At 72.5% G+C, this 24,407-nt stretch carries 20 protein-coding genes; 13 read left to right on the top strand and 7 right to left on the bottom strand.

What is annotated here, in order from left to right; translation table 11 throughout:
* Nucleotides 1–61: 61 nt before the first annotated feature.
* Nucleotides 62–646, top strand: coding sequence for a hypothetical protein (locus ACFQQI_RS07860; protein ID WP_378560474.1), 585 nt, complete (start codon nt 62–64; stop codon nt 644–646).
* On the opposite strand, the gene ACFQQI_RS07855 is transcribed toward ACFQQI_RS07860, so the two are convergent.
* On the bottom strand, nt 619–3,297 hold the full coding sequence (locus ACFQQI_RS07855; protein WP_378560471.1) for a LuxR C-terminal-related transcriptional regulator: 2,679 nt from the start codon (nt 3,295–3,297) through the stop codon (nt 619–621). The two genes, ACFQQI_RS07860 and ACFQQI_RS07855, sit on opposite strands and share 28 nt — an antisense overlap.
* 135 nt (nt 3,298–3,432) lie before the next feature.
* On the opposite strand from ACFQQI_RS07855, the gene ACFQQI_RS07850 reads away from it, so the two are divergent.
* A complete protein-coding gene (locus tag ACFQQI_RS07850; protein ID WP_378560468.1) occupies nt 3,433–4,944 on the top strand; it encodes an MFS transporter in 1,512 nt (503 codons plus the stop codon).
* Nucleotides 4,945–4,951: 7 nt separating this feature from the next.
* Here ACFQQI_RS07850 and ACFQQI_RS07845 read toward each other — a convergent pair whose 3' ends face one another.
* A complete protein-coding gene (locus ACFQQI_RS07845; RefSeq protein WP_378560465.1) occupies nt 4,952–5,545 on the bottom strand; it encodes a hypothetical protein in 594 nt (197 codons plus the stop codon).
* Nucleotides 5,546–5,654: 109 nt separating this feature from the next.
* Here ACFQQI_RS07845 and ACFQQI_RS07840 point away from each other — a divergent pair, with 109 nt between their 5' ends.
* Nucleotides 5,655–6,191, top strand: a complete 537-nt coding sequence (locus tag ACFQQI_RS07840) for a hypothetical protein (protein WP_378560462.1) — start codon at nt 5,655–5,657, stop codon at nt 6,189–6,191.
* 143 nt (nt 6,192–6,334) lie between these two features.
* Nucleotides 6,335–8,059, top strand: a complete 1,725-nt coding sequence (locus ACFQQI_RS07835) for a CHAP domain-containing protein (RefSeq protein ID WP_378560459.1) — start codon at nt 6,335–6,337, stop codon at nt 8,057–8,059.
* A 102-nt stretch (nt 8,060–8,161) separates the two neighbouring features.
* Here the strand turns inward: ACFQQI_RS07835 and ACFQQI_RS07830 are convergent, their stop codons facing one another.
* Nucleotides 8,162–9,658, bottom strand: coding sequence for an LCP family protein (locus tag ACFQQI_RS07830; RefSeq protein WP_378560456.1), 1,497 nt, complete (start codon nt 9,656–9,658; stop codon nt 8,162–8,164).
* Nucleotides 9,659–9,754: 96 nt separating this feature from the next.
* A complete protein-coding gene (gene fadD1 / locus ACFQQI_RS07825) occupies nt 9,755–11,344 on the bottom strand; it encodes a fatty-acid--CoA ligase FadD1 (RefSeq protein ID WP_378560453.1) in 1,590 nt (529 codons plus the stop codon).
* A gap of 99 nt (nt 11,345–11,443) precedes the next feature.
* Here fadD1 and ACFQQI_RS07820 point away from each other — a divergent pair, with 99 nt between their 5' ends.
* From ACFQQI_RS07820 to ACFQQI_RS07795, 6 genes are all read left to right on the top strand, one after another.
* Nucleotides 11,444–12,667, top strand: a complete 1,224-nt coding sequence (locus tag ACFQQI_RS07820; RefSeq protein ID WP_378560450.1) for a hypothetical protein — start codon at nt 11,444–11,446, stop codon at nt 12,665–12,667.
* A gap of 10 nt (nt 12,668–12,677) precedes the next feature.
* A complete protein-coding gene (locus ACFQQI_RS07815; protein WP_378560447.1) occupies nt 12,678–13,289 on the top strand; it encodes a sulfite oxidase-like oxidoreductase in 612 nt (203 codons plus the stop codon).
* Nucleotides 13,286–13,981 carry an FAD-binding oxidoreductase gene (locus ACFQQI_RS07810; RefSeq protein WP_378560445.1) on the top strand — a complete coding sequence of 232 codons (696 nt, stop codon included), beginning with the start codon at nt 13,286–13,288 and terminating at the stop codon, nt 13,979–13,981. The genes ACFQQI_RS07815 and ACFQQI_RS07810 overlap by 4 nt, the downstream gene beginning before the upstream one ends.
* Before the next feature lie 35 nt (nt 13,982–14,016).
* Complete coding sequence (locus ACFQQI_RS07805; protein ID WP_378560443.1) at nt 14,017–14,280, top strand: GlsB/YeaQ/YmgE family stress response membrane protein; 264 nt, start codon at nt 14,017–14,019, stop codon at nt 14,278–14,280.
* Nucleotides 14,281–14,287: 7 nt separating this feature from the next.
* The gene (locus tag ACFQQI_RS07800; RefSeq protein WP_378560440.1) at nt 14,288–14,881 is read left to right on the top strand and encodes a LysR substrate-binding domain-containing protein; all 594 of its coding nucleotides are present in this window, start codon (nt 14,288–14,290) and stop codon (nt 14,879–14,881) included.
* Nucleotides 14,882–14,966: 85 nt separating this feature from the next.
* On the top strand, nt 14,967–16,739 hold the full coding sequence (locus tag ACFQQI_RS07795) for a BCCT family transporter (protein WP_378560437.1): 1,773 nt from the start codon (nt 14,967–14,969) through the stop codon (nt 16,737–16,739).
* Between the two features lie 88 nt (nt 16,740–16,827).
* Here ACFQQI_RS07795 and ACFQQI_RS07790 read toward each other — a convergent pair whose 3' ends face one another.
* Nucleotides 16,828–18,264 carry a GuaB1 family IMP dehydrogenase-related protein gene (locus tag ACFQQI_RS07790; RefSeq protein WP_378560435.1) on the bottom strand — a complete coding sequence of 479 codons (1,437 nt, stop codon included), beginning with the start codon at nt 18,262–18,264 and terminating at the stop codon, nt 16,828–16,830.
* A gap of 36 nt (nt 18,265–18,300) precedes the next feature.
* Between ACFQQI_RS07790 and galK the strand changes: the two genes are divergently transcribed.
* From galK to ACFQQI_RS07775, 3 genes are all read left to right on the top strand, one after another.
* Nucleotides 18,301–19,482 carry a galactokinase gene (galK, locus tag ACFQQI_RS07785; protein ID WP_378560432.1) on the top strand — a complete coding sequence of 394 codons (1,182 nt, stop codon included), beginning with the start codon at nt 18,301–18,303 and terminating at the stop codon, nt 19,480–19,482.
* Between the two features lie 79 nt (nt 19,483–19,561).
* Entirely contained in the window at nt 19,562–20,233 is a 672-nt protein-coding gene (locus ACFQQI_RS07780; RefSeq protein WP_378560429.1) for a hypothetical protein, read from the top strand.
* A gap of 35 nt (nt 20,234–20,268) precedes the next feature.
* On the top strand, nt 20,269–21,663 hold the full coding sequence (locus ACFQQI_RS07775; protein ID WP_378560426.1) for an LLM class flavin-dependent oxidoreductase: 1,395 nt from the start codon (nt 20,269–20,271) through the stop codon (nt 21,661–21,663).
* Nucleotides 21,664–21,667: 4 nt separating this feature from the next.
* Here ACFQQI_RS07775 and ACFQQI_RS07770 read toward each other — a convergent pair whose 3' ends face one another.
* Entirely contained in the window at nt 21,668–22,882 is a 1,215-nt protein-coding gene (locus tag ACFQQI_RS07770; RefSeq protein ID WP_378560424.1) for an acyl-CoA dehydrogenase family protein, read from the bottom strand.
* Nucleotides 22,883–22,958: 76 nt separating this feature from the next.
* The gene (locus tag ACFQQI_RS07765; RefSeq protein ID WP_378560421.1) at nt 22,959–24,335 is read right to left on the bottom strand and encodes an acyl-CoA dehydrogenase family protein; all 1,377 of its coding nucleotides are present in this window, start codon (nt 24,333–24,335) and stop codon (nt 22,959–22,961) included.
* Nucleotides 24,336–24,407: the final 72 nt, after the last annotated feature.

The following is a 24,407-nucleotide window of genomic DNA, read 5'->3' as shown; positions in this document are numbered from 1 at the left end:
CTCCCGGCTGACACGATCCGGTCACGCACACGCCACGACGATGCTTGGGGAGGTGTGGCCCATGCCGCACACGCGACGCGGCGACCAGCCGGACCTCGACCTGCTCGAGTACGTGCTGGTGTCGGCGGGCGATGCCGACGCCCTCCGCTCGGTGGCGCGAGCCGTGGTGCAGCTGGTGGAGGACGGTTCGATCCGGCTGCTCGACGCCGTCGTCCTCGTCCGGGACCGCGGCCAGCCCCGGGTCAGCTCGACGTCTCCTGCCGAGCACGGCGTGCTCGAGGAGCTCACGGAGGTCGCCGCGGGGGGCGTGCTCCTCAGCCGGCACGACATCGAGCTCGCCTCGGTCACGCTGGCTCCCGACGAGACGGCACTGCTGCTGCTGGTCGAGGACCGTTGGGCGGGCGTCCTGTCGGACGCCGCTCGTGAGAGCGGCGCCCGACTGACCGGGGGTGAGCGGATCGCTCGGGACCGCGTGCTGGCCTCCCTCGAACAGGCAGGGAGCACGGACCTCATCGTGCACGGTCCCGGCGCGACGCCGCTGGTGGACCAGGTGGCCCAGGTGCGCCAGCTCGCCCAGCTCGTGGAGCGCGGGCTGCTCTCCCTCGATCTGTACGAGGCTCAGCGGCGGCGGGTGCTGGAGGGCTGACCCTTCCGGCGCAGGCTCGTCATCGCCCTCGCGACCTCGGCCGCCTCGGCGCGGGAGCTGCAGCCGAGCTTGCGGTAGATCACCTTGAGGTGGAACTTCAGGGTGTTGATGGAGATGAAGAGCTCGTCGGCGATCTCCCGGAGCGTGAGGCGGCTCGCCAGCATCCGGAGCACCTCGAGCTCCCGGTCGGTGAGCTCCTCGACCAGCTCGATCGCCGGCTCGACCGACGCCCCGCCGACCTGCCCGGCCCGGCGCAGTCGGTCGAGCCAGCCCGGAGGCGCGTGCCACGCCAACCGCTCGATGCGGTCCAGCACGTCCGGTCCCTCGGCGGCGACCGTCTGCACCAGGCCGTGTCCGGAGGCGACCCGGACGGCGTCGATCAGGTGGAGGTCCGCTGCCTCGGGTGACGCGACGGCGCGGCTGAGGAGGAGATCGGCGATCACCCGGTGGCGCACGCACCGCGGCACGGCCGACTTCAGCGCATCGGTCGCGCGCCCGTCCTCACCGGTCGCCAGGTGGACCCGCGCTGTGACGACGGCGGACCAGAAGTCGTCGACCACCTCCCCGGCCCAGCCGTGCGCGGTGTCGATGTCGTCCGCCGCGATGGCGAGCGTCGCGCCGGTGCGCCCGAGCCACGACCGCGCGCCCGGCCCGGGCATCTCCGTGTCGACGAGCTCCGCCGCTGCGCCGAAGGCGCGCTGCGCCGCGTCCAGGTCCGTCTCGCCGAACCGTGCGTGCGCGAGCTCGAGCAGCCCGAGCAGCTGACAGTGCGGTGCCGGCTCGATGCGGCTCTCGACGAGCTCGACGAGCATCGGCACCGCGAGGTCGTGGTCGCCGAGCTCCCGGTGCGCGACGGCCTCGGCGGCGAGCAGCTCGGTGCGCAGGATCGTCATGTTCCCCACCTCGGACGCCGTACGCGCCCCGGACACGAGCCGCAGTGCATCCACGGGGTGGCCGGCCAAGGCCTCGGCGAGGGCCCGCGTGCCCTCGAGCGCCGTCCGCCGCTCGGGTACGACGCTGAGCGCCCTGATGACGCCCTGGGCCGCTTGGCCGGAGTCGTCCCAGCTCTCGGAGAGCGCCACGTCGCGACCGATCATGTTCCACGCGAACTGGCCCAGTGGGTCGAGCCACCACGAGTCCCCGAAGGTCTCGAGGGCCGAGCGAGCGAGCGACGCACCGTCCTGCCAGTGCCCACGGAGCGTGGCCGCGATCGACTCGAGCACCTCCAGGCGCGCCCCCCGGATCGGGTCGAGGTCGACGTCACCGCGCACCATCCGCGCGAGCCTGTCGACGAGTCCGGTGAAGCGTCGCCGGTCGACCAGCAGGTGGCACCAGGCGTAGTCGAGCATGGCGTCGAAGCCGTCCGCCGGACCGACCTCCGGCAGCGACCGCACGACCCGCAGGATCGTGTTCTCGTGACCGCCGTCGTAGAGGGCCTGTGCCTGCGCAGCGAGGAGGCGGAGCGCCCGTTGCGGCCGGTTCGCGCGCATCCAGTGCTCGAGGCCCGACACCACCTGCCCGTGCGCCTCGTGCCAGCCCGCTGCCCAGGAGTGGAGCTGGTCGCGCCGCTCCGGCGACTGCCGGGCGAGCATGCTCTGGAGGACCTCCCGCACCAGGGTGTGGATCTCGAACGTCCCCGACGGCTCGATCCGCGTGAGGAAGAGGCCGCGCTCCTCCGCCTGGGCGAGCAGCTCCGGTGCGTCCGAGCGGCCCGTGAGCACCTGGGCCAGGCCGGGATCGATCCGCCGCACGATGGAGGTCGCGAGCAGCGCCTGGACGAGCTCCCCCGGCTCGTTCGCCAGGACCTCGCGCCACACGTAGTCCTCGACGTACGGCCGGTCGTCCTCGTCGCCGGGTGGGAGTCCACGCGCCTGGCTCGACCGGGCCGCAAGCGCCGCGAGCTGCAGGCTGGCCGCCCACCCGCCGGCCCGGGCGGCGATCTCGGCCACGACGTCGGAGTCGAGGGTCGGCGCGATCCGGCCCAGCATCGACGATGCCTCCTCGAACGAGAACCTGAGCTCGGGGAAGTGGACCTCTCCGACCTGGCCACGGGCCCGCAGGCGGTGCACCGGCAGCCGGGGTGCGCGGCGACTGGCCACGACCACGTGCAGCCAGGGCGGCAGGTGCTGCACGAAGAGCGCGAGGGACTCCGCGACCGCCTCCTCCTCGTCGACGAGGTGGAGGTCGTCGATCACGAGCACTGCGTCACCGTCGTCGCGGCCCTCGAGGTCGTCCAGGAGCACTCCGACCGCTCCGAGGAGGCGTCCGGGGCGCCGGATCATGTCCGCCGCGGCAGCCGCGCACCCGGGAGCGACGCCCTCCAGCGCGGCGAGGACCCCGCGCCACAGCTGTACGGCGTCGCGGTCGTCCTCGTCCAGGGACAGCCAGGCCAGCGGCAGCGACGTGTGGGCGGCCCAGCTGCGCAGCAGCGAGGTCTTGCCCGACCCGGCCGGAGCCACCACGAGCGTCAGCGGAGCGCGGACGGACTCGTCCATCAGCGCGTGCAGGCGCGGTCGGGTCAGGAGGTACGCCGGGTTGGCCGCGGGCCGGAGCTTCGACGGGAAGATGGCGGTGCGCGCCGACCGCGACTGGGCGGCCAGCAGGCCGAGCCCGTCGGGCTGGCGCAGGGCGCGCTCGTCGTCCCCAGGCAAGGACGACCACCCCCTCCCGAGCGGCTTCCGGATGCCCAGCGTGGCAGTGCGCGACGGCGCGTTCATCCCCCGATACGGGTGGTGCCCCCCGCCCGCGCAGGTCGCTACGTTCCGCTTCATGGCTAGGCGGCCCCCTTGCGCCGAGAGCGCGGCCCCGCGGTGACCGGCGGGCGTCAGGCCGGCGTGTTGCTCGCCACCTGCATCTCCACGCTGGTCGTCAACGCGAACACCTCCGCAGTCGCCATCCTGCTGCCGGCGATCAGCGACGACACGGGCATGTCGGTGAACACGCTGCAGTGGGCGGTGACCGGCTACTCGCTCGTGGGTGCCGCCGTGATCATCACGTCCGGCTCGCTCGGCGACGTGTTCGGCCGCAAGAAGGTCTTCCAGGCCGGCCTGCTGCTCTTCGTCGCCTCGTGCGTCCTCATCGCGCTCGCCGAGTCGGGCGAGATGGTCATCGCCGGCCGGATGATCCAGGGTGCGTCGGGCGCGACGATCCTGGCCTGCGGCATGAGCCTGCTGACGGTCGCGTACAGCGGCCAGGAGCAGGTGCGCGCCGTCACGCTGTGGGGCGCCGCGGCCGCGGTGGGGGCCGCGGCCGGGCCGCTCGTCGGTGGCGTCCTGGTCGACACGACCGGGTGGCAGGGCCTCTTCTGGATCGACGCCGCGATCGCCGCCGGCTGCATGGTGCTCACCTTCTTCACCGTCGCCGAGTCGCGGGACGCGAACCGGCCACGCTCCGTGGACTATGTGGGCACCGTGCTGGTCGCCCTCACCCTCGGCCCGCTGATCCTCGCGCTCAGCAAGGGCGGCGACTGGGGCTGGATCTCGGTCGCCACCATCGGCTGCGTGGTCGTGGCGCTCGCGGCGGGCTTCGGATTCGTCCAGGTCGAGCGCCGCGTGGCGCTCCCCCTGCTGGACCTGAAGCTGCTGCGCAACCGGGTGCTCGTGGGCTCCACGATCGCGATCCTCATCGGCGCGGGCACGATCAACGCGCTCATGTACGTCCTCAGCCTCTACTTCCAGGACCCGAGCACGCTGGACTTCAGCCCGCTCGAGGCCGGCCTCGCGACGCTGCCGGCCACGGTAGGCCTGGTGATCTCGGCGCCGCTCGTCCCGCGGCTCGCCGCCAAGATCGGCGGCCGCGAGGTCGTCGGCATCGGCTTCCTGGTGACGGCGATCGGCTTCGCCTGGATCGGCCTCGTCGACGCGTCCTGGCAGTACGGCGCGTTCTTCATCCCGCTCGTCGCGGCCGCCGTCGGCATGGGCCTCTCCAACGGCCCCTCCTCCGCCGCGGCCACCTCGTCCGTGCCGGCGAACCAGGTGGGCGAGGCGTCCGGCGTCTCCAACATGGCGCGGTACGTCGGCGCGGCGGTCGCAACGGCGCTCGCCGCGACGCTCTACAGCACGGTCACCGCCAACCGCGTCGCCGACGGCGAGGACGCGGCGACCGCGCTCGCGGCCGGCCTGGGCACGACCGCGTGGGTGATGGCGGCGCTCAGCCTCGCCGGCGTGGTGATGGCGGTCGTCATGGGTCGGCACCGCACGGCTCGGGGCACCCTCGCCGACTCCGCGGCCGCGGCCGCCTCGTCGAGCCACACCCTCCCGACGTCGGCCACCCCCGGGGCCGAGCTCGTGGACACGTGACCAGCGGCTACCTCAGGGAGTGCGGGCCGCGGATCCGCAGGACGTCGCGGGAGTGCACGTCCGCGTCGCTGCGGAACGAGCCGGTGAGCGTCGACACCCGGATCCGCGCCGGCCCGCTCGGCACACAGCGGTACGGGATGTCGGCAGCGAGGGTGTCGGCGTCGACGTCGGTCCGGATCCGCTCCGGCGTGCAGTTCCGGTAGTCCTCCCCGTCGAGCTCGAGCGACGCGTAGCCCCACTTCCGTGGCCGCTGGGGCGACCAGCCGATGGCTGCGGAGACCCACCCCTCGGTCGAGGACACCACCGGCTCGATGTCCAGGAAGACCATCTGGTCGAAGTCCGCCCCGGGCAGCGCCTCCTTGATCGCCACCGAGACCCGGACCGTCCGGTCACCGCGCGGGGTGATGGTGACCTCGCGGATGTCGATGCTGCGACGCCCGGCCGTCGTGATCGTGTCATCGCGGGGATGGAGGATGCGGACGTCTCCCGTGGCATCGAGCGCCTCCACCGTCGGATCCGCGGCGTGGGCCGGCGGCATCGCGAGGAGGCCGAGGCCGAGCGCGGTCGTGGCGATCAGGGCTGTCGTCGTGGTGCGGAGCATGTCGTTCCCCCGTCGAGCTGATGCAGTCGAGTGTGTGGCCTCGGTGCCGCGTCGTCCAGCAAGATGTCGGCGAGGGCCGCCGGTCCCGGTGCCCGGTTGGAGGACTGCCATGAACCAGGCCCTGCTCTACTCGATGACCGCGGCCGAGCGACGACTCGTCGCCGAGACGACCCGCGACGCCCTGCGCGACCTCGACGAGGAGGAGCTGCTGGCGCTGCACGCGCGGCTCAGGCGGGCACGGGCCAAGTACGTGACCATGTACCGCCGCAACGCGGCCGGCTCAGTCGTGAAGCGCGGCGGGCGCGGGTTCAGCTACCCGAAGAACCAGCGCGACCGGGACAAGGCGGAGGTGTTCGAGGCCGCACTGTCCCGGGTGAGCAAGGAGGTCGGCGCACACGCGGCGCGCGCCGCCGCCGAGCTGAAGGCCTCGCGGCTCGCCGCGGCCCGCGCGCGGGGAGCCGGTCCGGGGAGGTCCGCCGCCGGCCACGCTCCTGCGTCGCAGTCCGCGGCGACGGCGCGGCCGCGTGGGGTGAAGAAGACCACCGGCGGCCTCAAGCGGGACGCCGACACCCGCGCCGCGGGGGCCCGTCGCCAGGCCAAGCGGGACGCGCGACCGCTCGCCGTCGCGACCGATCAGGAAGGGTGACCCGGTGCCGATCTGATGGGTGGCGACCCCGCAGAATCGGCAAATCACACGGTTGTAATTTAACCTGGGCGCCCGGGCGTGTCGCTTGACAAGTTTCTTCACAACATTCACACGAAGGAACTTTTGTCCCTAGACTCCCACCCGTGTCTCCCCGTTCCCGCCTGCGTACGCCGCTGGTCGCCGCCGTCCTGGCAGCCGTCATCAGCGTGCTTCCGACGTACGCTCCGGCCGCGTCAGCGGACGACCGCAAGGACGACCGGGACACGAAGGCCTCGCTGCTCGAGCGCGAGCTCGCCGCCGCCAAGGACGGCCTCACCCGGTCCAAGGCGACGCTCCGGAAGAGCTCGTACCTCTGCTCCGGATACCAGGGCTGCGCCAACGCGGGCATGGGCAACGCCGGCTACGCGGCCGCGAGCAAGAAGATGTACTGGCGGATGTACGCCGGTCACAACTGCACCAACTACGTCGCCTACCGGATGGTGCAGAACGGCATGGCGAACTCGCGTCCATGGAGCGGCGGCGGCAACGCGACGTACTGGGGCACCTCGGTCCCCCAGCTGACCGACGGCACCCCGAGCGTCGGCGCGGTCGCCTGGTGGAAGGCGAACAAGGGCCCGGCCGGCTCGGCGGGCCACGTGGCATACGTCGAGCAGGTGGTCTCGGCCGACGAGATCATCATCTCCCAGGACAGCTGGGGCGGTGACTTCTCGTGGGCGCGGGTGACGCGGTCCAGCGGCAACTGGCCGAGTGGCTTCATCCACTTCACCGACCTGACCGTGCAGAACACCGCCGCGCCGGTGATCAGCGGTGACATGCGGGTCGGCACGAGCCTCACGGCGACGCCGGGCACCTGGACCCCTGCTGCCGAGGCGGTGAAGTTCCAGTGGTTCGCCAACGGCCAGCCGATCAAGGGCGCGAAGAAGTCGACGCTCGCCCTCGGCAAGGGCCGGGTCGGCCAGGTGATCAGCGTGCAGACCACGGCCAGCCGCAGCGGCTACAACGACCAGGCGGCCGCCTCGGCAGCGTCCGCACCGGTGCAGCCGGGTCTCCTCGGCAACACCGCGGCGCCGACGATCAGCGGCAACGCCAAGGTCGAGGGCAAGCTGACGCTCGACAACGGCTCGTGGGCACCGGCGCCGTCGTCGTACGCCTACACCTGGTACGCCGACGGGCAGCCGATCGCCGGTGCCACCGGCACCAGCCTGGCGCTCACCCCCGACCTCGCCGGCCGCGCGATCTCCGCTGCGGTGGTCGCGGGCCGGACCGGCTACTCCAACGCCTCGGCCCAGACCGCGGCGATGTCCGTCGCGCCCGGCACGATCCGCGTGCGCAAGCAGCCGACGCTGTCGGGCGAGGCGCGCCCCGGCCACACGCTGAGCGTCGACACGGGCGCGTACCGCCCCGCCGACGCGACCCCCGGCGTGCAGTGGCTGCGCGACGGCCAGCCGATCGCGGGCGCCACCGCCACGACGTACCCCGTCACCGAGGCGGACCTCGGCGCCAAGATCTCGGCCACCGTGAGCGCGAGCCGTGCCGGGTACGACGTCACGACCGTCACCACGCCGGCGACCGTTCCGGTGAAGGTGCTCCCCCGCATCAAGGTCGAGCGGGTCCAGCTGCGCCACGGCGTCCGCCTGATCATCCGGGTCGTCGCCCGCTACGTCCCGGTGGTCCAGGGCAACGTCGCCGTGCGGGTGCAGGGCGGCTTCCGCGAGAAGGTCGCGCTCAACAAGTACGGCGTCGCGCGCGTCGTGGTGACCGGCCTGAAGCAGGGTGTCCACCCCGCCCGGGTCGGCTACACCGGCGGTCCGACCGTCTGGAAGTCGGTCCGCAAGGCCGCGATCCGGATGCCGGCGCCGAAGCGCTGACCGTCGGCCGGGCTCGCCCGGGATGGCGGTGAGTACGCCACCCTCTCTGTGCCGCAATCGGTGGATCGCCCACCGCCAGATCGCCGCGGCCCCGACCAGCCGTCACCCCTCGGGGTGGTAGCCGCACGCGTCGTCGGTCTTGACCGCCTTGCGCGGGTCGTCCCTGTCGCCGTTGTGGTCCTTGGGACCGAGCGCCTTGTCGACGACCGAGCGCATCCAGTCGTAGTCGGGGTCGCCGGAGTAGAACTCGTCGGACGAGACGAAGGGGAAGGACCGCATCTTCTTGTCCTTGACCTTCAGGGCGAGGTCGACGAACGCCGGCATCAGGTCGCGCGGCACGTCGGTGCGGAGGATCTCCTTGCCGGCCTTCGCGAGGTCCTGGTAGCGGCGCAGCACGTTGAGGGGGTCGGCGGCGTCGACGATCGCGCTGACCATGCACCGCTGACGGAGCATCCGCTCGTAGTCGTCGGAGCCCCAGCGGCCGCGGGAGTACCACAGCGCGTGGAAGCCGTCGAGGTGCTGGTCGGGGCCGGGCTCGAGGTAGCCGGTCGGCGGGATGCCGGCATCGGTGTTGCCGTTGATCGCGATCGGCTCGTTGATGTTGACCGTGACGCCGCCGATGGCGTCGACGAGCTGCTGGAAGCCGAGCAGGTTGATCAGGACGTAGTAGTCGACGTGGGTGCCGAGGCTGCCGGCGACCGCCTGCTTGATCGCGTCCGCACCCTCGTTCTCCGACTTCCCGAGGATGCCCGGGTAGAGCGCCGGCACCTGGCCGTAGACGGCGTTGAGCATCCAGCTCCCCGGGTCGCCCTCGCCGCGGAAGCCGTCGGGGAAGACGTCGTGGAGGGGGCTGTCCTCGGGGAACTGCGCGTTCATCATGTTGCGCGGCAGGCTGAACATCACGGACTTGCCGCTGTGGGTGTCCATGCTGAGCAGGATCACGGAGTCGGTGCGGATGCCCGTGCGCCCGACTCCCCCGTCACCGCCGAGCAGCAGCACGTTGACCCGGTCGCGTCCGGCCCACGGGTCCTCCTCGGTCACGTCCTCCGGCGCGGTCGCGGTCTGCTCGTTGTCGAAGACGGTGGCGACGAGGTCGGCCTGGCTGTCGGCGATCCGGACTGCCTGCACCGCCGGGATGGCGCCGAGGATGCAGAGCAGGGTCACGACGAGGACGCCGAGCCCCTGCTCGATGCGCTTCAGCCCGAGCGGCCGCACCATGAGGTACGTCGTCGCGACGACGAACACCCAGATCGCCAGCAGGCCGCCGAGCAGGAACCGGGCCGTCCGCAGCCGGGTCGGGTCGAACGCGAGGTCGACGGCGCGGTCGAGGTCACCGACGTAGTACGCCGCGGCGGCCAGCCCGACGAGGAACGGCACCAGCACGGCGTACCCGAGGCGGCGTCGCGACCACAGGTAGCCGGCGCCCGGGAGCACCGCGCCGAACAGCGTGATCCCGAGGGCGCCGGCCAGCGTCCTGGCGCGCCGGAACCCGCGCGTCTTCGGGGCGCGATGCCGACCCGGGGCCCGGTGCCGGCCCGGCCCCGCGCCCGGTCGCGCCGGCTCCTCCGGGGGTGCGGAGGGGTCGACGGTCAATGTCATGACGCACCCTCCCACCCGGAATTCTCGGGGAGAAAGGTATCAATGAGTGAGCAGGTTCACCCGCATCGGCGATGCGGCTCGTGTTTGGGTGCCGGTTCAGGCGGGCACGGAGTCTGCCGCCGCGTACGCCGTGCCGCGCGCCGCGCGCACCCAGAGCACCCCGTCGCCGGCAGTCGGACCCTCGGCCGCGAGCTCCCGCTTGAGCACCTTGTTGGTGGCCGTGCTGGGCAGGTCGGGGGCGATCCGGACGTACCGCGGCCACGCCTTCGCGGACAGGTCCGGCTGGACGGCGAGGAAGGCCTCCAGCTCGGCGGGGGTGAGGGACGCGTCGTCCTGGAGGACGAGGGCGGCCATCACCTGGTCGCCGACCTGCTCGTCCGGTACGGCGTACACCGCGACCCGGTTGACCGCCTCCAGCCGCTGCAGCACCCGCTCGATCGGGGCGGCCGCGAGGTTCTCGCCGTCGACGCGCATCCAGTCGGCGGTGCGCCCGGCGAGGTAGATCCAGCCGTCGGCGTCCCGGTAGGCGAGGTCGCCCGACCAGTACATGCCGTGCCGCATCCGGTCGTCGTTGGCGGCCTGGTCGTTGTAGTAGCCGCTGAAGTAGCCGCCACCGGTGGTGTTCACCAGCTCGCCGACGGCCGCGTCGGCGTTGACCAGCTTGCCGTCGCCGTCGAACTCCGCGACCGCGCACTCGGTCACGGTCTCGGCGTCGTAGATCGCCACGCCCTCGAACCCCTTGCCGATCGAGCCAGCCGGCGTGCCCGGCTCGCGCGTGATGATGACCGCGAGCTCGGTGGACCCGAAGCCGTCCCACACGGCGCAGTCGAAGCGGCGGCTGAACTCGTCGATGTCGCGGTCGCTGGCCTCGTTGCCGAATGCCACCCGCAGGGTGTTGTCGGCGTCGTCTGGCTGCTCCGGGGTGGCGAGCACGTAGGCGAGGGGCTTGCCGACGTAGTTCATGTACGTCACGCCGTACCGCCGCACGTCGTCGAGGAAGCCGGACGCGCTGAACCTCGCCGGCACGATCGTCGCCCCCGCGCACACCGCCGGGCTCCACCCCGCGACGACGGCGTTGGAGTGGAAGAGCGGCATGGCGACGTAGCAGACGTCGTCGGCGCCGAGCTCGAAGCGGCCCTGCAGGTTGAGCCCCGAGAAGAGCACCATGAGATGGCTGACCTGCACGGCCTTCGGGTCGCCGCTGGTGCCGGAGGTGAAGATCATCATGAACGTGTCCATGGCCTCGACCTCGCGGTACGCCGTGAGCGGCCCGGCCGCGGCGACGAGGTCGGCCCACTCCTGCGTCGACGTGTCGAGCACGCGTACGCCGTCGAGGTCGAGCCCCTCGAGGAGCGGCCGGTGCTCGACGTCGGTGACCAGCACCTGGCACTCGGCCCGGCGCACGTCCTTGAGCAGCCCCTCGCCGCGGCGGGTGTTGTTGATCCCGCAGAGCGTGTACCCGCCCAGTGCGGCGGCCGCCATCGCGCGCAGCATGTCGGGGGTGTTGCCCAGGAGCGTGCCGACGTGCAGGGGTCGTTCCCGGTCGGCGATGCCGAGCAGGGCGGCGGCGACCGCCGACGACTCCGCCACGTGCTCGCGCCAGGTCCAGCTCTCGTCGCCCCACCGCACCGCGACGCCGTCGTCCTCGGCGCGCTCGCGCAGCAGCTGCTGGATCGTCTCGGGCATGCTCGCTCCCCTCCCGGTGTTGACGCGTGTCAAACTAGGCGACCCCGAGCTAATCTGCAACACGTTCTAGTGACCCCGATCACGAACTGGAGAACGCCGATGCCGAGTCGCTACGCGAGCCTCGACCGGGACGAGCTCGCCACCCTGGTCCCCGAGCTGCTGCTCATCGGACAGCTCATCGACCGCTCCGGGATGGCGTGGTGCATCTCGGCCTGGGGGCGCGAGGAGATGGCCCAGGTCGCCATCGAGGAGTGGGCGGGATCGAGCCCGATCTACACGCGGCGGATGCAGCGGGCGCTGCGCTACGAGGGCACCGACGTCGTCACGATCTTCAAGGGCCTCCAGCTCGACATCGGCGCTCCCCCGCAGTTCATGGACTTCCGCTACGACGTGCAGGACCCGTGGCACGGCACCTTCCACCTCGACCACTGCGGCGCGCTGATGGACGTCGAGCCGATGGGCGAGGCCTACGTCCGGTCGATGTGCCACGACATCGAGGACCCCACGTTCGACGCGACCGCCGTGGCCACCAACCCGAAGGCGCAGGTGCGCCCGGTCCACCGGCCGCCCCGCACCCCGGCCGACCGGCACCCGCACTGCGCCTGGACGGTGGTCATCGACGAGTCGCACCCGCCGGTGAGCCCGCTCCCGCCGTACTTCGTCATCGAGAAGACCAGGGCCGCCACGGTCGAGCTCGACCCGATCGACACCACCGACGTGGGTGCGTCCGACTACGCCGGCCCGCTGGTGAGCGACGTCGACTTCGCGGCGTTCTCGCACTCGTCGCTGGTGCGCATCGCCGACGAGGTCTGCCTGCAGATGCACCTGCTCAACCTGTCCTTCGTGCACGCCGTGCGGCAGCGCTCCTCCGGCGACGACCAGGCCATCGAGATCGCGACCAAGCAGCTGGTCGGCGTCGCCGGCATCGCGGCCGAGCGGATCCGGCGTGCACTCGAACTGCCCGCGACGGCCGAGGGAGCCCTCCGCGTGCTCGAGCTCCACCCGCTGCTCAACCCGGCGGCGTACGTCGACGCGTCGCTTGCGGGCGACCGGGTCACCGTGCGTCCGTCCGCGGCCCACGAGGACGGGGCCTGGATCGACCTGTGCGGCCCCGGTCGCACCGGGGCGCTGCAGGCCATCGTCCGCGCGGTCGACCCGCACCTCGACGTCGAGGTCGACGGCGACGCCGCCGCCTGGACCGGCACCGTCGTACGTCGCGACGAGCCGGCGCCCGAGGCCGGCGAGGTCGCGGTGACCCGCTTCAGCACCGGGTCGTCGTTCGAGTTCGAGCCGCGACGGTCGATCCCCATCACGCCCGTGTAAGGATCAGGGCGTGCCGGTCACCCGCGGCTTCTTCGGCAAGAAGCGTCCCGAGCGTCCCGACCGCCTGCCACCGGGCCAGTACGACACGGGCAGCTCCTGGCCCACGCTGACGGCGGAGGCCACCCCCGATCTCGACGTCGAGCGCTGGCAGATGACGGTCGACGGCCTCGTCGACAACCCTCACAGCTGGTCGTGGCGGGAGATCCACGCGCTGCCAGGCTCGACGTACTTCGGCGACATCCACTGCGTCACGACCTGGTCGAAGTTCGACATGACGTTCGCCGGGGTCAGCGTCGACACGCTGCTCGAGGTCGCGCGGCCGAGGCCGGAGGCGCGCTTCGTGATGGCGCACTCGACGACCGGCTACACGACCAACCTCCCGCTCGAGGACGTCACCGGTGGCAAGGCGTGGGTCGTCTGGGAGGTCGACGGCAAGCCGCTCCCCCGCGGCCACGGCGGCCCGGTGCGACTGCTGGTGCCGCACCTCTACTTCTGGAAGTCGGCGAAGTGGGTCACCCGCCTCGAGCTGATGGAGCGCGACCGCCCGGGCTTCTGGGAGCAGAACGGCTACCACGACCGGGGCGACCCGTGGCTCGAGCAGCGCTACCAGGGCGACCCGTGACCGCTCCGGCCGGTGACTGGACGACCGGCACGATCATCGAGCTCGACCACCCCACCGACCGTCTCGTCCGGCTGCGCCTGCACGTCGAGGACCGGGTCGACCACCTGGCCGGGCAGCACTACGTCGTCCGGCTGCGCGCGCCCGATGACTACACCGCGCAGCGGTCCTACTCCGTGGCGTCCGACCCCGACGACCCGCTGCTCGAGCTGATGGTGGAGTGCCTCCCCGGCGGCGAGGTGTCGGGCCACCTGCACGACGTCGCCGAGGTCGGCGACGTGCTGGAGCTGCGGGGGCCGATCGGCGGCTGGTTCGTCTGGGAGGGCGACGTGCCCGCGGTCTGCGTCGCCGGCGGCTCGGGCGTGGTGCCCATCGTCGCGATGACCCGCTACGCGCGGCGGCTCGGGCTCCAGGACCGGCTGAGGGTGGTCGTCGTCGCCCGCACCTGGGAGGAGCTGCCGTACGCCGCCGAGCTGGAGAAGTACGGCGCGTTCATCGCGCTCACCCGCGAGAACCTGGGCGACCGGGTCGCGGCGCCGCCGTACCACGACGAGCTCGCGGCGTACGTCGACGGCACCGAGCGCGCGTACGTGTGCGGATCGGTCGGCTTTGCGTCGTACGCGACCCGGCTGCTCGAGGAGTCCGGCGTCCGCACCGACACGATCCGGGTCGAGCAGTTCGGTGAAACCGGGTGAGGGTGGACGGCGGTGCCAACTCCTAGGATCGACCCATGCTCATCCTTGGTCTCATCCTGTTCGGCATGCTTATCGGTGCCGGCGCGCAGCTCATCCTCGGCCGCGAGGGGGGCAGTGTCGACTGGACGATGGCGATCGTGGCCGGGCTGGTCGGCTCCTTCGTCGGTGGTCTGCTCATCAGCCTGCTGGCCGGCGACGGCATCGAGCTCCGGGCGAGCGGCATCATCGGCTCCCTCGCCGGTGCGTTGATCGTGACCGCCCTGTGGCGCTGGTTCGCGGCTCGCTCGAAGACGGCGTGAGCACGGCTTGAGCGAGGCGTTCGGACACTTCCGCGTCGGCTTCGTCACCGGCGCGACGCCGGACAAGTGGGCGCGCACGTGGCGGTCGCGCTACGCCCGCGACCCCCTGGAGCTGGAGCCGGTCGCCGAGGAGGAGCAGGAGGTGCGGGTCCGCGAGGGCACGCTCGACATGGCGCTGGTGCGGCTGCCGATCGACCGCGACGGCCTGCACTGCATCCCGCTGTACGACGAGCTGCCGGTCGCGGTGCTGGGCGCGGAGCACCTGCTGACCCTGGCCGACGAGGTCACCCTCGCCGACCTCGCCGAGGAGCAGCTGGTGCTCCGCCACCGCTCGGGATGGACGCCGGACGCCGAGCAGCTCGCCTGGCCGCCGATGTCGGTCAAGGACGCCGTCGAGGTCGTCGCGTCGGGCACCGGCATCGTGATCGTGCCGATGTCCGTCGCGCGGCTCCACCATCGCAAGGACGTCACCTACCGCGTGGTCGCCGACCTGCCTCCCACCAAGGTCGGCCTCGCCTGGCTGGTGGACAACGAGGACCCCTGGGTGCAGCGCTTCATCGGCATCGTGCGCGGCCGGACGGAGCGCAGCTCGCGCGGGTGACCGGTCGCACACGGATGTTTCGGGCTTCGCCGGCCCCGGGTAGGGGCCTCTAGTGACTACTCAGCAGGATCGAACGTCCAGAAGGATGGCCGACGCAGTGAAGTCCCCTGCGGCCGACGTCGTCCCCCATCCAGCGCTCGACCGGCCCATCGAGGAGGCCAGACCCGACCGGCCCGGAGTCGACTGGATCGTCTTCGGCGTCACCGCGGTCATCGCCGTCGCCTTCCTCGCCTGGGGCTTCATCAGCACGAGCAGTCTCGGCGACGCGTCCGGCAAGGCCCTCTCCTGGGTCATGGACGACATGGGCTGGCTCTTCGTCACCACGGCCAGCGCCTTCGTCGTCTTCGTCATCTGGCTCGCGGCCAGCAGGTTCGGCAACATCCCGCTGGGTCGAGACGACGAGGAGCCCGAGTTCCGGACCGTCTCGTGGATCGCCATGATGTTCAGCGCCGGGATGGGCATCGGCCTGATGTTCTACGGCGTCAGCGAGCCGATCAGCCACTTCGTGACCCCGCCGCCGGGCACCGGTGAGGCGAGCAACCCCGAAGCCGTCCAGCACGCCATGGCGACCACGCTCTTCCACTGGACGCTGCACCCCTGGGCGATCTACGCCGTCGTCGGCCTCGCGATCGCGTACGGCGTCTACCGCAAGGGCCGCCTGCAGCTGATCTCGGCCGCGTTCGAGCCGATCCTCGGCGACCGCACCAAGGGTGGCTGGGGCAAGCTCATCGACATGCTGGCGATCTTCGCCACGCTGTTCGGCTCTGCCGCCTCCCTGGGTCTCGGTGCACTGCAGATCAGCAGCGGGCTCGAGATCGTCGGCGGCATCGGCGAGGTCGGCAACGGCCTGCTCGTGGGCATCATCGCCGTCCTCACCGTCGCGTTCATCCTCTCGGCGGTGTCGGGTGTCGCGAAGGGCATCCAGTGGCTGTCCAACATCAACATGGTGCTGGCGATCGTGCTGGCCCTGTTCCTGTTCGTGGTCGGCCCGACCGTCTTCATGCTGAACCTGGTCCCGACCTCGATCGGCAGCTTCATCGGCGACCTGCCGATGATGGCCGCGCGCACCGGTGCCGAGGGTGGCGAGACCAGCACCTGGCTCGAGGGCTGGACCGTCTTCTACTGGGCCTGGTGGATCTCGTGGACGCCCTTCGTCGGCATGTTCATCGCCCGCATCTCCCGCGGCCGCACCGTGCGCCAGTTCGTGTCCGGCGTGCTGCTCGTCCCGAGCCTCGTGAGCCTCGTCTGGTTCTGCGTGTTCGGCGGCGCGGCGATCGACCTGCAGAAGGCCGGCACGGACATCGCGGGCGCCGGCGGCGGCGCCGTCGAGTCGCAGCTCTTCACCACGCTGGAGTCGTTCCCGCTGTCCACCCTCACGAGCATCCTCGTGATGGTCCTGGTCGGCATCTTCTTCGTCTCCGGCGCCGATGCCGCCTCGATCGTCATGGGCACGCTCTCCGAGCGTGGCACGCAGCACCCCAGCCGACCCACGGTGATCTTCTGGGGTGTCGCTACCGGCGCCGTCGCCGCGGTGATGCTGCTGGTCGGAGGCGACGATGCGCTGACCGGGCTGCAGAACATCACGATCGTGGCGGCCCTGCCGTTCGTCGTGGTGATGATCGGCCTGGCGTTCTCGTTGGTGAAGGACCTCCGCTCCGACCCGCTGGTGGTCCGGCGCAAGTACGCCGAGGAGGCGGTCGCGCAGGCCGTCGTCACGGGCATCACCGCCCACGGCGACGACTTCGTGATCGCGGTCGACAACGACCCGGAGAACTCGGCCGACTGGTCGGCGGCACCGACGACCACACCAGCGGCGGACACGTCGACTGTTGGGCAGCCATCCCCGAAGTCCGGCTGATCCGGTCTCGACACGCGGGTCGCGACTTCGCAAGCTCAGTCGCGCCGCTTGCTCGACCACCATCAGCGAGTCCGCTGGCGCGTCCTCGCTACCAACTCGTCGACAGCGGACGCCCCTCGGTGAAGCCAGCCGTGCTCTGAACGCCGACGACCGCCCGCTCGTGGAGCTCCGCGAGCGAGGCGGCGCCGGCGTACGTGCACGCGGAGCGGACGCCGGAGCAGATCTGGTCGACGAGGTCCTCGACGCCCGGTCGGACCGGGTCGAGGTACATCCGCGACGACGAGATGCCCTCCTCGTAGAGGCCCTTGCGGGCGCGGTCGTACGCCGACTCGCCGACCGTGCGGGTGGCGACGGCGCGGGCGGAGGCCATGCCGAAGGACACCTTGAACGCCCGGCCGTCGGCGTCGTGCATGAGGTCGCCCGGCGACTCGTGGGTGCCGGCGAACCAGGAGCCGATCATCACCGACGACGCGCCGGCGGCCAGCGCGAGTGCGACGTCGCGCGGGTGGCGTACGCCGCCGTCGGCCCAGACGTGCTTGCCGAGCTCGCGCGCCGCCGCGGCGCACTCGAGCACCGCTGAGAACTGTGGCCGACCGACGCCGGTCATCATCCGGGTCGTGCACATCGCGCCCGGCCCGACGCCGACCTTGACGATGTCGGCGCCGGCCTCGATGAGCGCGCGGGTGCCGTCGGCGGCGACCACGTTGCCGGCGGCCACCGGCACCTGCGGGTCGAGCGCGCGGACGGCGCGCAGGGCGTCGAGCATCCGCTCCTGATGGCCGTGGGCGGTGTCGACGACGAGGCAGTCGACGCCCGCGTCGAGCAGCGCCTTCGCCTGCAACGCGACGTCACCGCTCACGCCGACGGCCGCGGCGATCCGCAGCCCACCCGTGGCGTCGACCGCGGGCTTGTAGAGCGTGGCGCGCAGCGCGCCGGTGCGGGTCAGCACGCCGACGAGCCCGCCGTCGTCGTCGACCGCCACGGCGAGGTCGGCGTGGGCCGAGTCGAGGGCATCGAACGCGGCACGCGGGTCGGCGTCCGCGTCGAGCAGCACCTCGACGGGTCGCATCACGTGGCCGACCTGGGCGAAGCGGTCGACCTCGCTGCAGTCGGCCTCGGAGACGATGCCCACGGGCTTGCCGGCGTCGACGACGACCGCCGCGCGGTGCGCACGCTTCGGGATCAGGGCGAGGGCCTCCGCCACGGTCTGGTGCGGCGCCAGCTCGATCGGGGTGTCGAAGACGAGGTGCCGCGCCTTCACGAACTCCACGACGTCCGCGACGACCGACGTCGGGATGTCCTGGGGGATCACGGCGAGGCCGCCCCGGCGGGAGATGGTCTCGGCCATCCGCTTGCCAGAGATCGCCGTCATGTTCGCCACGACGAGCGGCACGGTCGCGCCCGTGCCGTCGGCGGTGGCCAGGTCGACGTCGTACCGGCTCGCGACGGCCGAGTGCCGCGGGACCATGAAGACGTCGTCGTAGGTGAGGTCGTGCGCCGGGTGTGTCACGTCGAGGAACTGCACGCCGAACAGACTAGGTCGCTCTCTAAGGTGTGGCCCATGGCGTACGTCGATCCGGGTGACCCGTCGGAGCTGGCCGCGGAGGTCGGCGCGCGCTTCGAGGAGAGGTACGACGCGACCGCGGCCGTGGTCGCTCGCGCGCCCGGCCGGGTGAACCTGATCGGCGAGCACACCGACTACAACCGGGGCCTGGTGCTGCCGGTCGCCCTCCCCCACGCGACGTACGCCGCCGTCGCGCCGCGCACCGACGGGGTCGTCCACATCGCGACCGGCGACTCGGGCGAGCCGTTCGCGGGCCGGGTCGACGACCTCGGACCCGGCGCCGTGGACGGCTGGGCGGCGTACGTCGGGGGCGTGCTGTGGGCGCTGCGCGAGGACGGGATCGACGTTCCGGGCGTCGATGTCCTGGTGCACGGGACCGTGCCGCTGGGAGCCGGCCTCTCGAGCTCGGCGGCACTGGAGTGCTCGGTGGCACTGGCGGCCTGCGCGGTCGCGGGGGTGGCCGACACGCCGGACCTGCGCCAGCGGCTGATCGCGGCGTGCATGCGCGCGGAGATCGACGTCGCGGGCGCGCCGACGGGTGGGATGGACCAGACCGTGTCGCTGCTGGCGACTCCCGGGAGCGCGCTGCTCATCGACTTCGACGCGGCGACGGACGCGACCCGCGACGTACCCCTGCCGCTCGCGTCGGCCGGGCTCTCCCTGCTGGTCACCGACACGCGGGTGCAGCACGCGCTGGTCGACGGCGGGTACGCCGAGCGCCGGGCCGACTGCGAGGCCGCGGCGGCCGCGCTCGGAGTGGCGTCGCTGCGGCAGGCCGACCCGGCCGCGGTGTCGGGCCTGGCCGACGACCGGGTCCGGCGGCGCGCCAGCCACGTCGTCACGGAGATCGAGCGGGTGTCGGCGACCGTCGCCGCGGTCGCGGAGGGCAACTGGCACGAGGTCGGCCGGCTCTTCGCGGTCTCGCACGTCTCGATGCGCGACGACTTCGAGATCTCCTGCCCCGAGCTCGACCTCGCCGTCGCGGCGGCGGTCCGGGCCGGCGCGGTCGGCGCGCGGATGACGGGCGGCGGGTTCGGCGGCTCGTCCGTCGCACTGGTGCCGGTCGACCGGGTCGACGAGGTCGTCGACGCGATCGACACCGCCTTCGCCGCCGCCGGGTTCCGCGCGCCCCAGCACCTCCGCGCCGAGCCGTCCGGGGCTGCGGCCGTCGTCGGCTGAGCGGACGACGCCGCTGCGAGTACCGGCGGCATGCTTGAATCGCCAGCAGGACATGACCGCCCGACATCAGGAGGTCCGCGTGCCAGAGAAGTCGCCGTTCGAGAAGCTCCAGGAGACCGTCGCCGGGGTCGTCCGCGGCGTGGCCGCCGATCCGGCGAGCGCCGCCGGCAAGGCCGCCGGGCAGGTCCGCGGCCTGGTGTCGCTCGGGTTGACCGTCGTCGGCCAGGTGGCCCAGACCGTCGCCGAGCGACTGAGCCACGACGCGGCGCCTCCGCCGTCGGCGCCGAGCCGACCGGTCGCCCCGTCGGGGCGCCCGGAGGCACCGACGCCGGCCGACGTGGCCAAGGTCGTCGAGATGAAGCCGAAGCCGCCGGCCAAGAAGGCGCCCCCCAAGAAGGCGCCCGCCAAGAAGGCAACCCCCAGCGCCAAGCTGCCCGCCAAGAAGGCCGCCGAGAAGGCCGCCGAGAAGAAGGCGCCACCGGTCAAGAAGACAGCGGCCAAGAAGGCGCCCGCCAAGAAGGCCCCGGCGAAGGAGGCTCCTGCCACGAAGACCGCCGCCGAGGTCGTCGAGGACACCTCGGTGACCACGCCGGTCGGCACCACCGGTGCCGACGTCGCGACCAACCCGAACACGACCGACACCGACCTCCAGCAGCCCGGCACCGCACCGCTGATGGACCCGGCCACGACCAAGGCCGTCGCCAGCGAGGCACGGACCGGCGCTCGGGCGGCCGATCCCGAGAAGGGCTGACGACGGGCCCGCGGCTGCCGGACCCGGCGCTGGTCGTGCTGGTCGGCGCGTCGGGGTCCGGGAAGTCCACCTGGGCGGCCGCCCGCTTCCGGCGCGCCGAGATCGTCTCCTCCGACGACCTGCGCGGCGTCGTCGGCAGCGGGCAGCACGACCTCGATGCGTCGGCCGACGCGTTCGACCTGCTCGAGCGGATCGTCGCCGCCCGCCTCGGCCGCGGCCTGACCACGGTCGTCGACACGCTGGGCCTCGACGACGCACGTCGTACGGCGTGGCTCGCGGCCGCCCGGGCCGCCGGGATGCCGGCCGTCGCGGTGCTGCTCGACACCGCGGCCGACACCTGTCGGGCCCGCAACCGCGGCCGGGACCGACCCGTGCCCGCGCAGGTCATCACCGGGCAGCTGCGCAAGGCCGCCGCGATCGGCACGGCGCTCGACCTCGAGGGCTGGGACGTCGTGCACCGCGAGACGGGTCGTGTGCCCGACGACGCGCCCCAGCGCGTGCCGGGGCACACGACCCCCTCCTCCGACGACCGCCGCAGCTCCCAGGGCCTGCGGTTCGTCCTGCAGGTGAGCCGGTTCCCGTGGGGCGAGGACCCGGCGCACTGGCTGAGCGACGTCGCGCGCGCGGCCGACGACGCCGGGTTCGCCGGGCTGGCGCTGATGGACCACCTCATCCAGGTCCCGCAGGTCGGCCGCGCCTGGGACCCGATCCCCGAGCCGTGGGTGACGCTCGGCCTGCTGGCCGGCCTCGACACGAGGCTCGAGCTCGGCACCCTCGTCACGCCCGTGACGTTCCGCCCCGCCGGGATCATCGCCAAGGCGGCCGCGACGCTGGACGCGCTGTCGGGCGGCCGCGCGTTCGTCGGGCTCGGCGCGGGCTGGTGGGCACGCGAGCACGCGGCGTACGACGTCCCGTTCCCCGGGCCCGCCGAGCGCCTCGACGGCCTGGAACGGGCGATCGAGACGATGCGCGCGCTCTGGTCGAGCGGCACCAAGGAGTACGCCGGCGACCGGGTCAGCCTCCCGGAGACCACGTCGTACCCGAGGCCCGTCCACGACATCCCGATCGTCGTCGGCGGCTCGGGTGCGCGCACGTTGAGGATCGGGGCCCGGATGGCCGACGCCGTCAACGTGCGCACCGACCTCGTCGACCGGGCGCTCGCCGCCGTCGAGGGCACCGACACCACGGTCAGCGTTCTCGACCTGCCCGTCGTCGGGCGCGATCGCGACGACACCTGGGCGCGCGTCGAACGCCTCCGCGGCAACACGAAGGCATCGGCGTACGCCCAGCGCACGCACGCCGGCACCCCGGCCGAGCAGCGCGAGCGCTACGGTGCGCTGGCCGACCGGGGCGTCGACACCGTCTTCCTGGCCGTCGGTGACCTCGACGGGCCCGACGACCTGGAGCGGATCGCTCCCCTGGTGGTCTGAGCGGCTACTTCAGCTCCGCGCTCGTCAGGCCCAGCACCCGCCGGGCGACGATGAGCTGCTGGATCTGCTGGGTCCCCTCGAAGATGTCCAGGATCTTGCTGTCGCGCGACCACTTCTCGAGCAGCTCGGCCTCGCTGTAGCCGACCGAGCCGGCGAGCTCCACGCAGGACAGCGTGATGTCGGAGCCGACGCGGCCGGCCTTCGCCTTGGCCATCGACGCCTCGAGGGAGTTCGGCTGCCGGTTGTCGGCCATCCAGGCGGCCTGGAGCATGAGGAGGTACGACGCCTCCCAGTCCGCCTCCATCTGGAGCAGCTTCGCCGCGGCCGCGGACTGCGTGATCGCCGGCCGGTCGTAGTCGACCTCGACACCCGCCTGGCCGAGCAGCTCCCGGGTCAGGTCGAGGGCCGCCCGGGCGCACCCGACCGCCATCGCCGCGACCAGGGGGCGGGTGTTGTCGAAGGTCGCCATCGCGCCCGCGAAGCCCTGCTTGACGTCGATCTCGGGCGAGCCGAGGAGGTTCGCGGCCGGCACCCGGCAGTTCTCGAAGCGGATCGTCGCGGTGTCGGAGGCCTTGATGCCGAGCTTGTGCTCGAGGCGCTCGACCTCCATCCCCGGCGTGCCCTTCGGCACCACGAACGACTTGATCGCCGCGCGGCCGAGCTCCTTGTCGAGGGTCGCCCACACCACGACGGCGTCGGAGCGCTCGCCGGAGGTGACGAAGATCTTCTCGCCGTTGATGACGTACTCGTCGCCGTCGAGCACGGCCGTCGTACGGATGTTGGCCGAGTCCGAGCCGGTCCCGGGCTCGGTGATTGCCATCGAGGCCCAGAGTCCGTCGAAGCGCTCGTGCTGCTCCTCGTCGGCGACCGACGCGATCGCGGAGTTGCCGAGGCCCTGGCGGGGCATCGACAGCAGCAGGCCGACGTCGCCCCAGCACATCTCGGCGATCGACATCACCGAGGCCAGGTTGGCGCCGTTCCTGACCGAGCCGTCGTCGGCGTCCGACGAGCGCTTCACGCCCGCCGCGCCCGCCCCTTCGCCCGCCCCGGACTCGGAGAGCCCGTCGATCATGGCGGCGAGCATGTCGAGCTCCTTGGGGTACTCGTGCTCCGCCTTGTCGTACTTGCGCGAGATCGGCCGCAGCATGTTCATCGCGACCTGGTGGGCCTGGCCGACGAGCGGCTTGAACTTCCTCGGACTGTCCAGGTTGATGCTCATGCGCGTACTCGCTTCGCTCCGTGCGCGCATGAGGCACATCGCGCGCTGTGTTGGATGATGAGCTCGCTTCGCTCGCTCATACCAGGACACCGCCTTCCATGACGCCGATGGCCCGGAGGTCGCGGTACCACCGCTCGACCGGGTGCTCCTTCACGAACCCGTGCCCGCCCAGCAGCTGCACGCCGTCGAGGCCGATCTGCATGCCCTTGTCGGCGCAGAGCTTGCGGGCCAGGGCCACCTCGCGGGCGACGTCCTTGCCGGCCGCGGCCCGGGAGGCCGCCTTCCAGGTGAGCAGCCGCATCGCCTGGAGCTCGATCGCGATGTTCGCGACCATGAAGGCCACCGACTGGCGGTGGGCTACGGGCTCCCCGAAGGCCTCGCGCTCCTTGACGTACGGCGTGACGTAGTCGAGCACGGCCTGCCCGACGCCCACGGAGAGCGCGCACCAGGCGAGGCGGGAGAGCCGCACGCACTCGGCGTACGTCGTGCCGTCGGCCGTGCCGAGCACGGCGTCCGCGGGCACGGTCACGCCACGCAGGTGCAGCCTGCACAGGCCGGCGGCCCGGACGCCCATGGAGGGGTCGGCCTCGACCTCGAGGCCGGCGGCGCCGCCCTCGACGAGGAAGAGGACCGGCCGGCCGTCGAGGGACGCGCCGACCACGAAGAGCTCGGCGTCGGCGCCACGAGGGACCGCCGACTTCACGCCGTCGAGCACGAAGCCGTCGGCGGTGCGGGTGGCCGTGGTCGCCGGGCGCAGCGCGTCGAAGAGCACGGTCGGCTCGGTCAGCGCGAGGGCCGCCGCGGGCACGCCGTCAGCGGTGAACGCCGGCAGGTAGGTCTGCTGCTGGGCGTCGGTCCCCCAGAGTCCGATCGCGGTGGCCACCGCTCCGGGGGCGAGGGACGCGACGGCGAGCCCGAGGTCGCCCTGGGCGAGCGCCTCGGCGACGAGGGTGCCCGCGACCGCGGAGCGCTCCTCCGCGATGCCGCCGAGCGACTCGGGGAGGCCGAGGATCGGGAGCCCGACCTCGAGGCCCGCCTTGAGCACGTCGTCGGGGGCGGCACACGCCTCGTCGGCGTCCGCGGCGGCGGGCCGCAGCACGTCGGCGGCGAGCTCGGTGACGACGTCGACGAGCATCTGCTCGTCCTCGGACGGGGTGAGGTCGAAGACCCCGGTGCGCGGGGCGTCGGCCGGCCGCGCACCGGGGGCGTCCTTGTTGCCGCTCCGGTCGAAGGAGCGGCTGGCTCGGGTCAGGGTCCGGAACCCACCGCGCGTCGCGGTGAACACCGCGTGCTCGGCCTGCTTGCGCATGCCGAGCCGGTCGAGGACGTCGCTCTGGGCGAGCCGGGTGAGGGCGGCGACGGCGTACCCGATCGGGTCCCGCGACTCGGTGGTCGGGAGGCCGTGCTTGCCGCCGGGCCTGAGGCTCTTGCCCAGGGAGGTGATTGCGGACATGACGCAAATGTAACTCTGAGTTACACGCGGCGCTACGGTCCGCACCGTGGAGCCGGTCACACGCTGGCTACG

This window comes from Nocardioides sp. GCM10030259, from assembly GCF_042666375.1.
Classification (GTDB): Bacteria; Actinomycetota; Actinomycetes; order Propionibacteriales; family Nocardioidaceae; genus Nocardioides.
The sequence above is the reverse complement of the archived record's forward strand: the minus strand, read 5'-3'. Positions and strand labels throughout refer to the sequence as shown.

Coding starts and splice junctions, on each gene's coding strand:
- ACFQQI_RS07860 (WP_378560474.1), top strand. CDS start 62: ATGCCGCACACGCGACGCGGCGACCAGCCGGACCTCGACCTGCTCGAG.
- ACFQQI_RS07845 (WP_378560465.1), bottom strand. CDS start 5,545: ATGCTCCGCACCACGACGACAGCCCTGATCGCCACGACCGCGCTCGGC.
- ACFQQI_RS07840 (WP_378560462.1), top strand. CDS start 5,655: ATGAACCAGGCCCTGCTCTACTCGATGACCGCGGCCGAGCGACGACTC.
- ACFQQI_RS07830 (WP_378560456.1), bottom strand. CDS start 9,658: ATGACATTGACCGTCGACCCCTCCGCACCCCCGGAGGAGCCGGCGCGA.
- fadD1 (WP_378560453.1), bottom strand. CDS start 11,344: ATGCCCGAGACGATCCAGCAGCTGCTGCGCGAGCGCGCCGAGGACGAC.
- ACFQQI_RS07820 (WP_378560450.1), top strand. CDS start 11,444: ATGCCGAGTCGCTACGCGAGCCTCGACCGGGACGAGCTCGCCACCCTG.
- ACFQQI_RS07805 (WP_378560443.1), top strand. CDS start 14,017: ATGCTCATCCTTGGTCTCATCCTGTTCGGCATGCTTATCGGTGCCGGC.
- ACFQQI_RS07795 (WP_378560437.1), top strand. CDS start 14,967: ATGGCCGACGCAGTGAAGTCCCCTGCGGCCGACGTCGTCCCCCATCCA.
- galK (WP_378560432.1), top strand. CDS start 18,301: ATGGCGTACGTCGATCCGGGTGACCCGTCGGAGCTGGCCGCGGAGGTC.
- ACFQQI_RS07770 (WP_378560424.1), bottom strand. CDS start 22,882: ATGAGCATCAACCTGGACAGTCCGAGGAAGTTCAAGCCGCTCGTCGGC.
- ACFQQI_RS07765 (WP_378560421.1), bottom strand. CDS start 24,335: ATGTCCGCAATCACCTCCCTGGGCAAGAGCCTCAGGCCCGGCGGCAAG.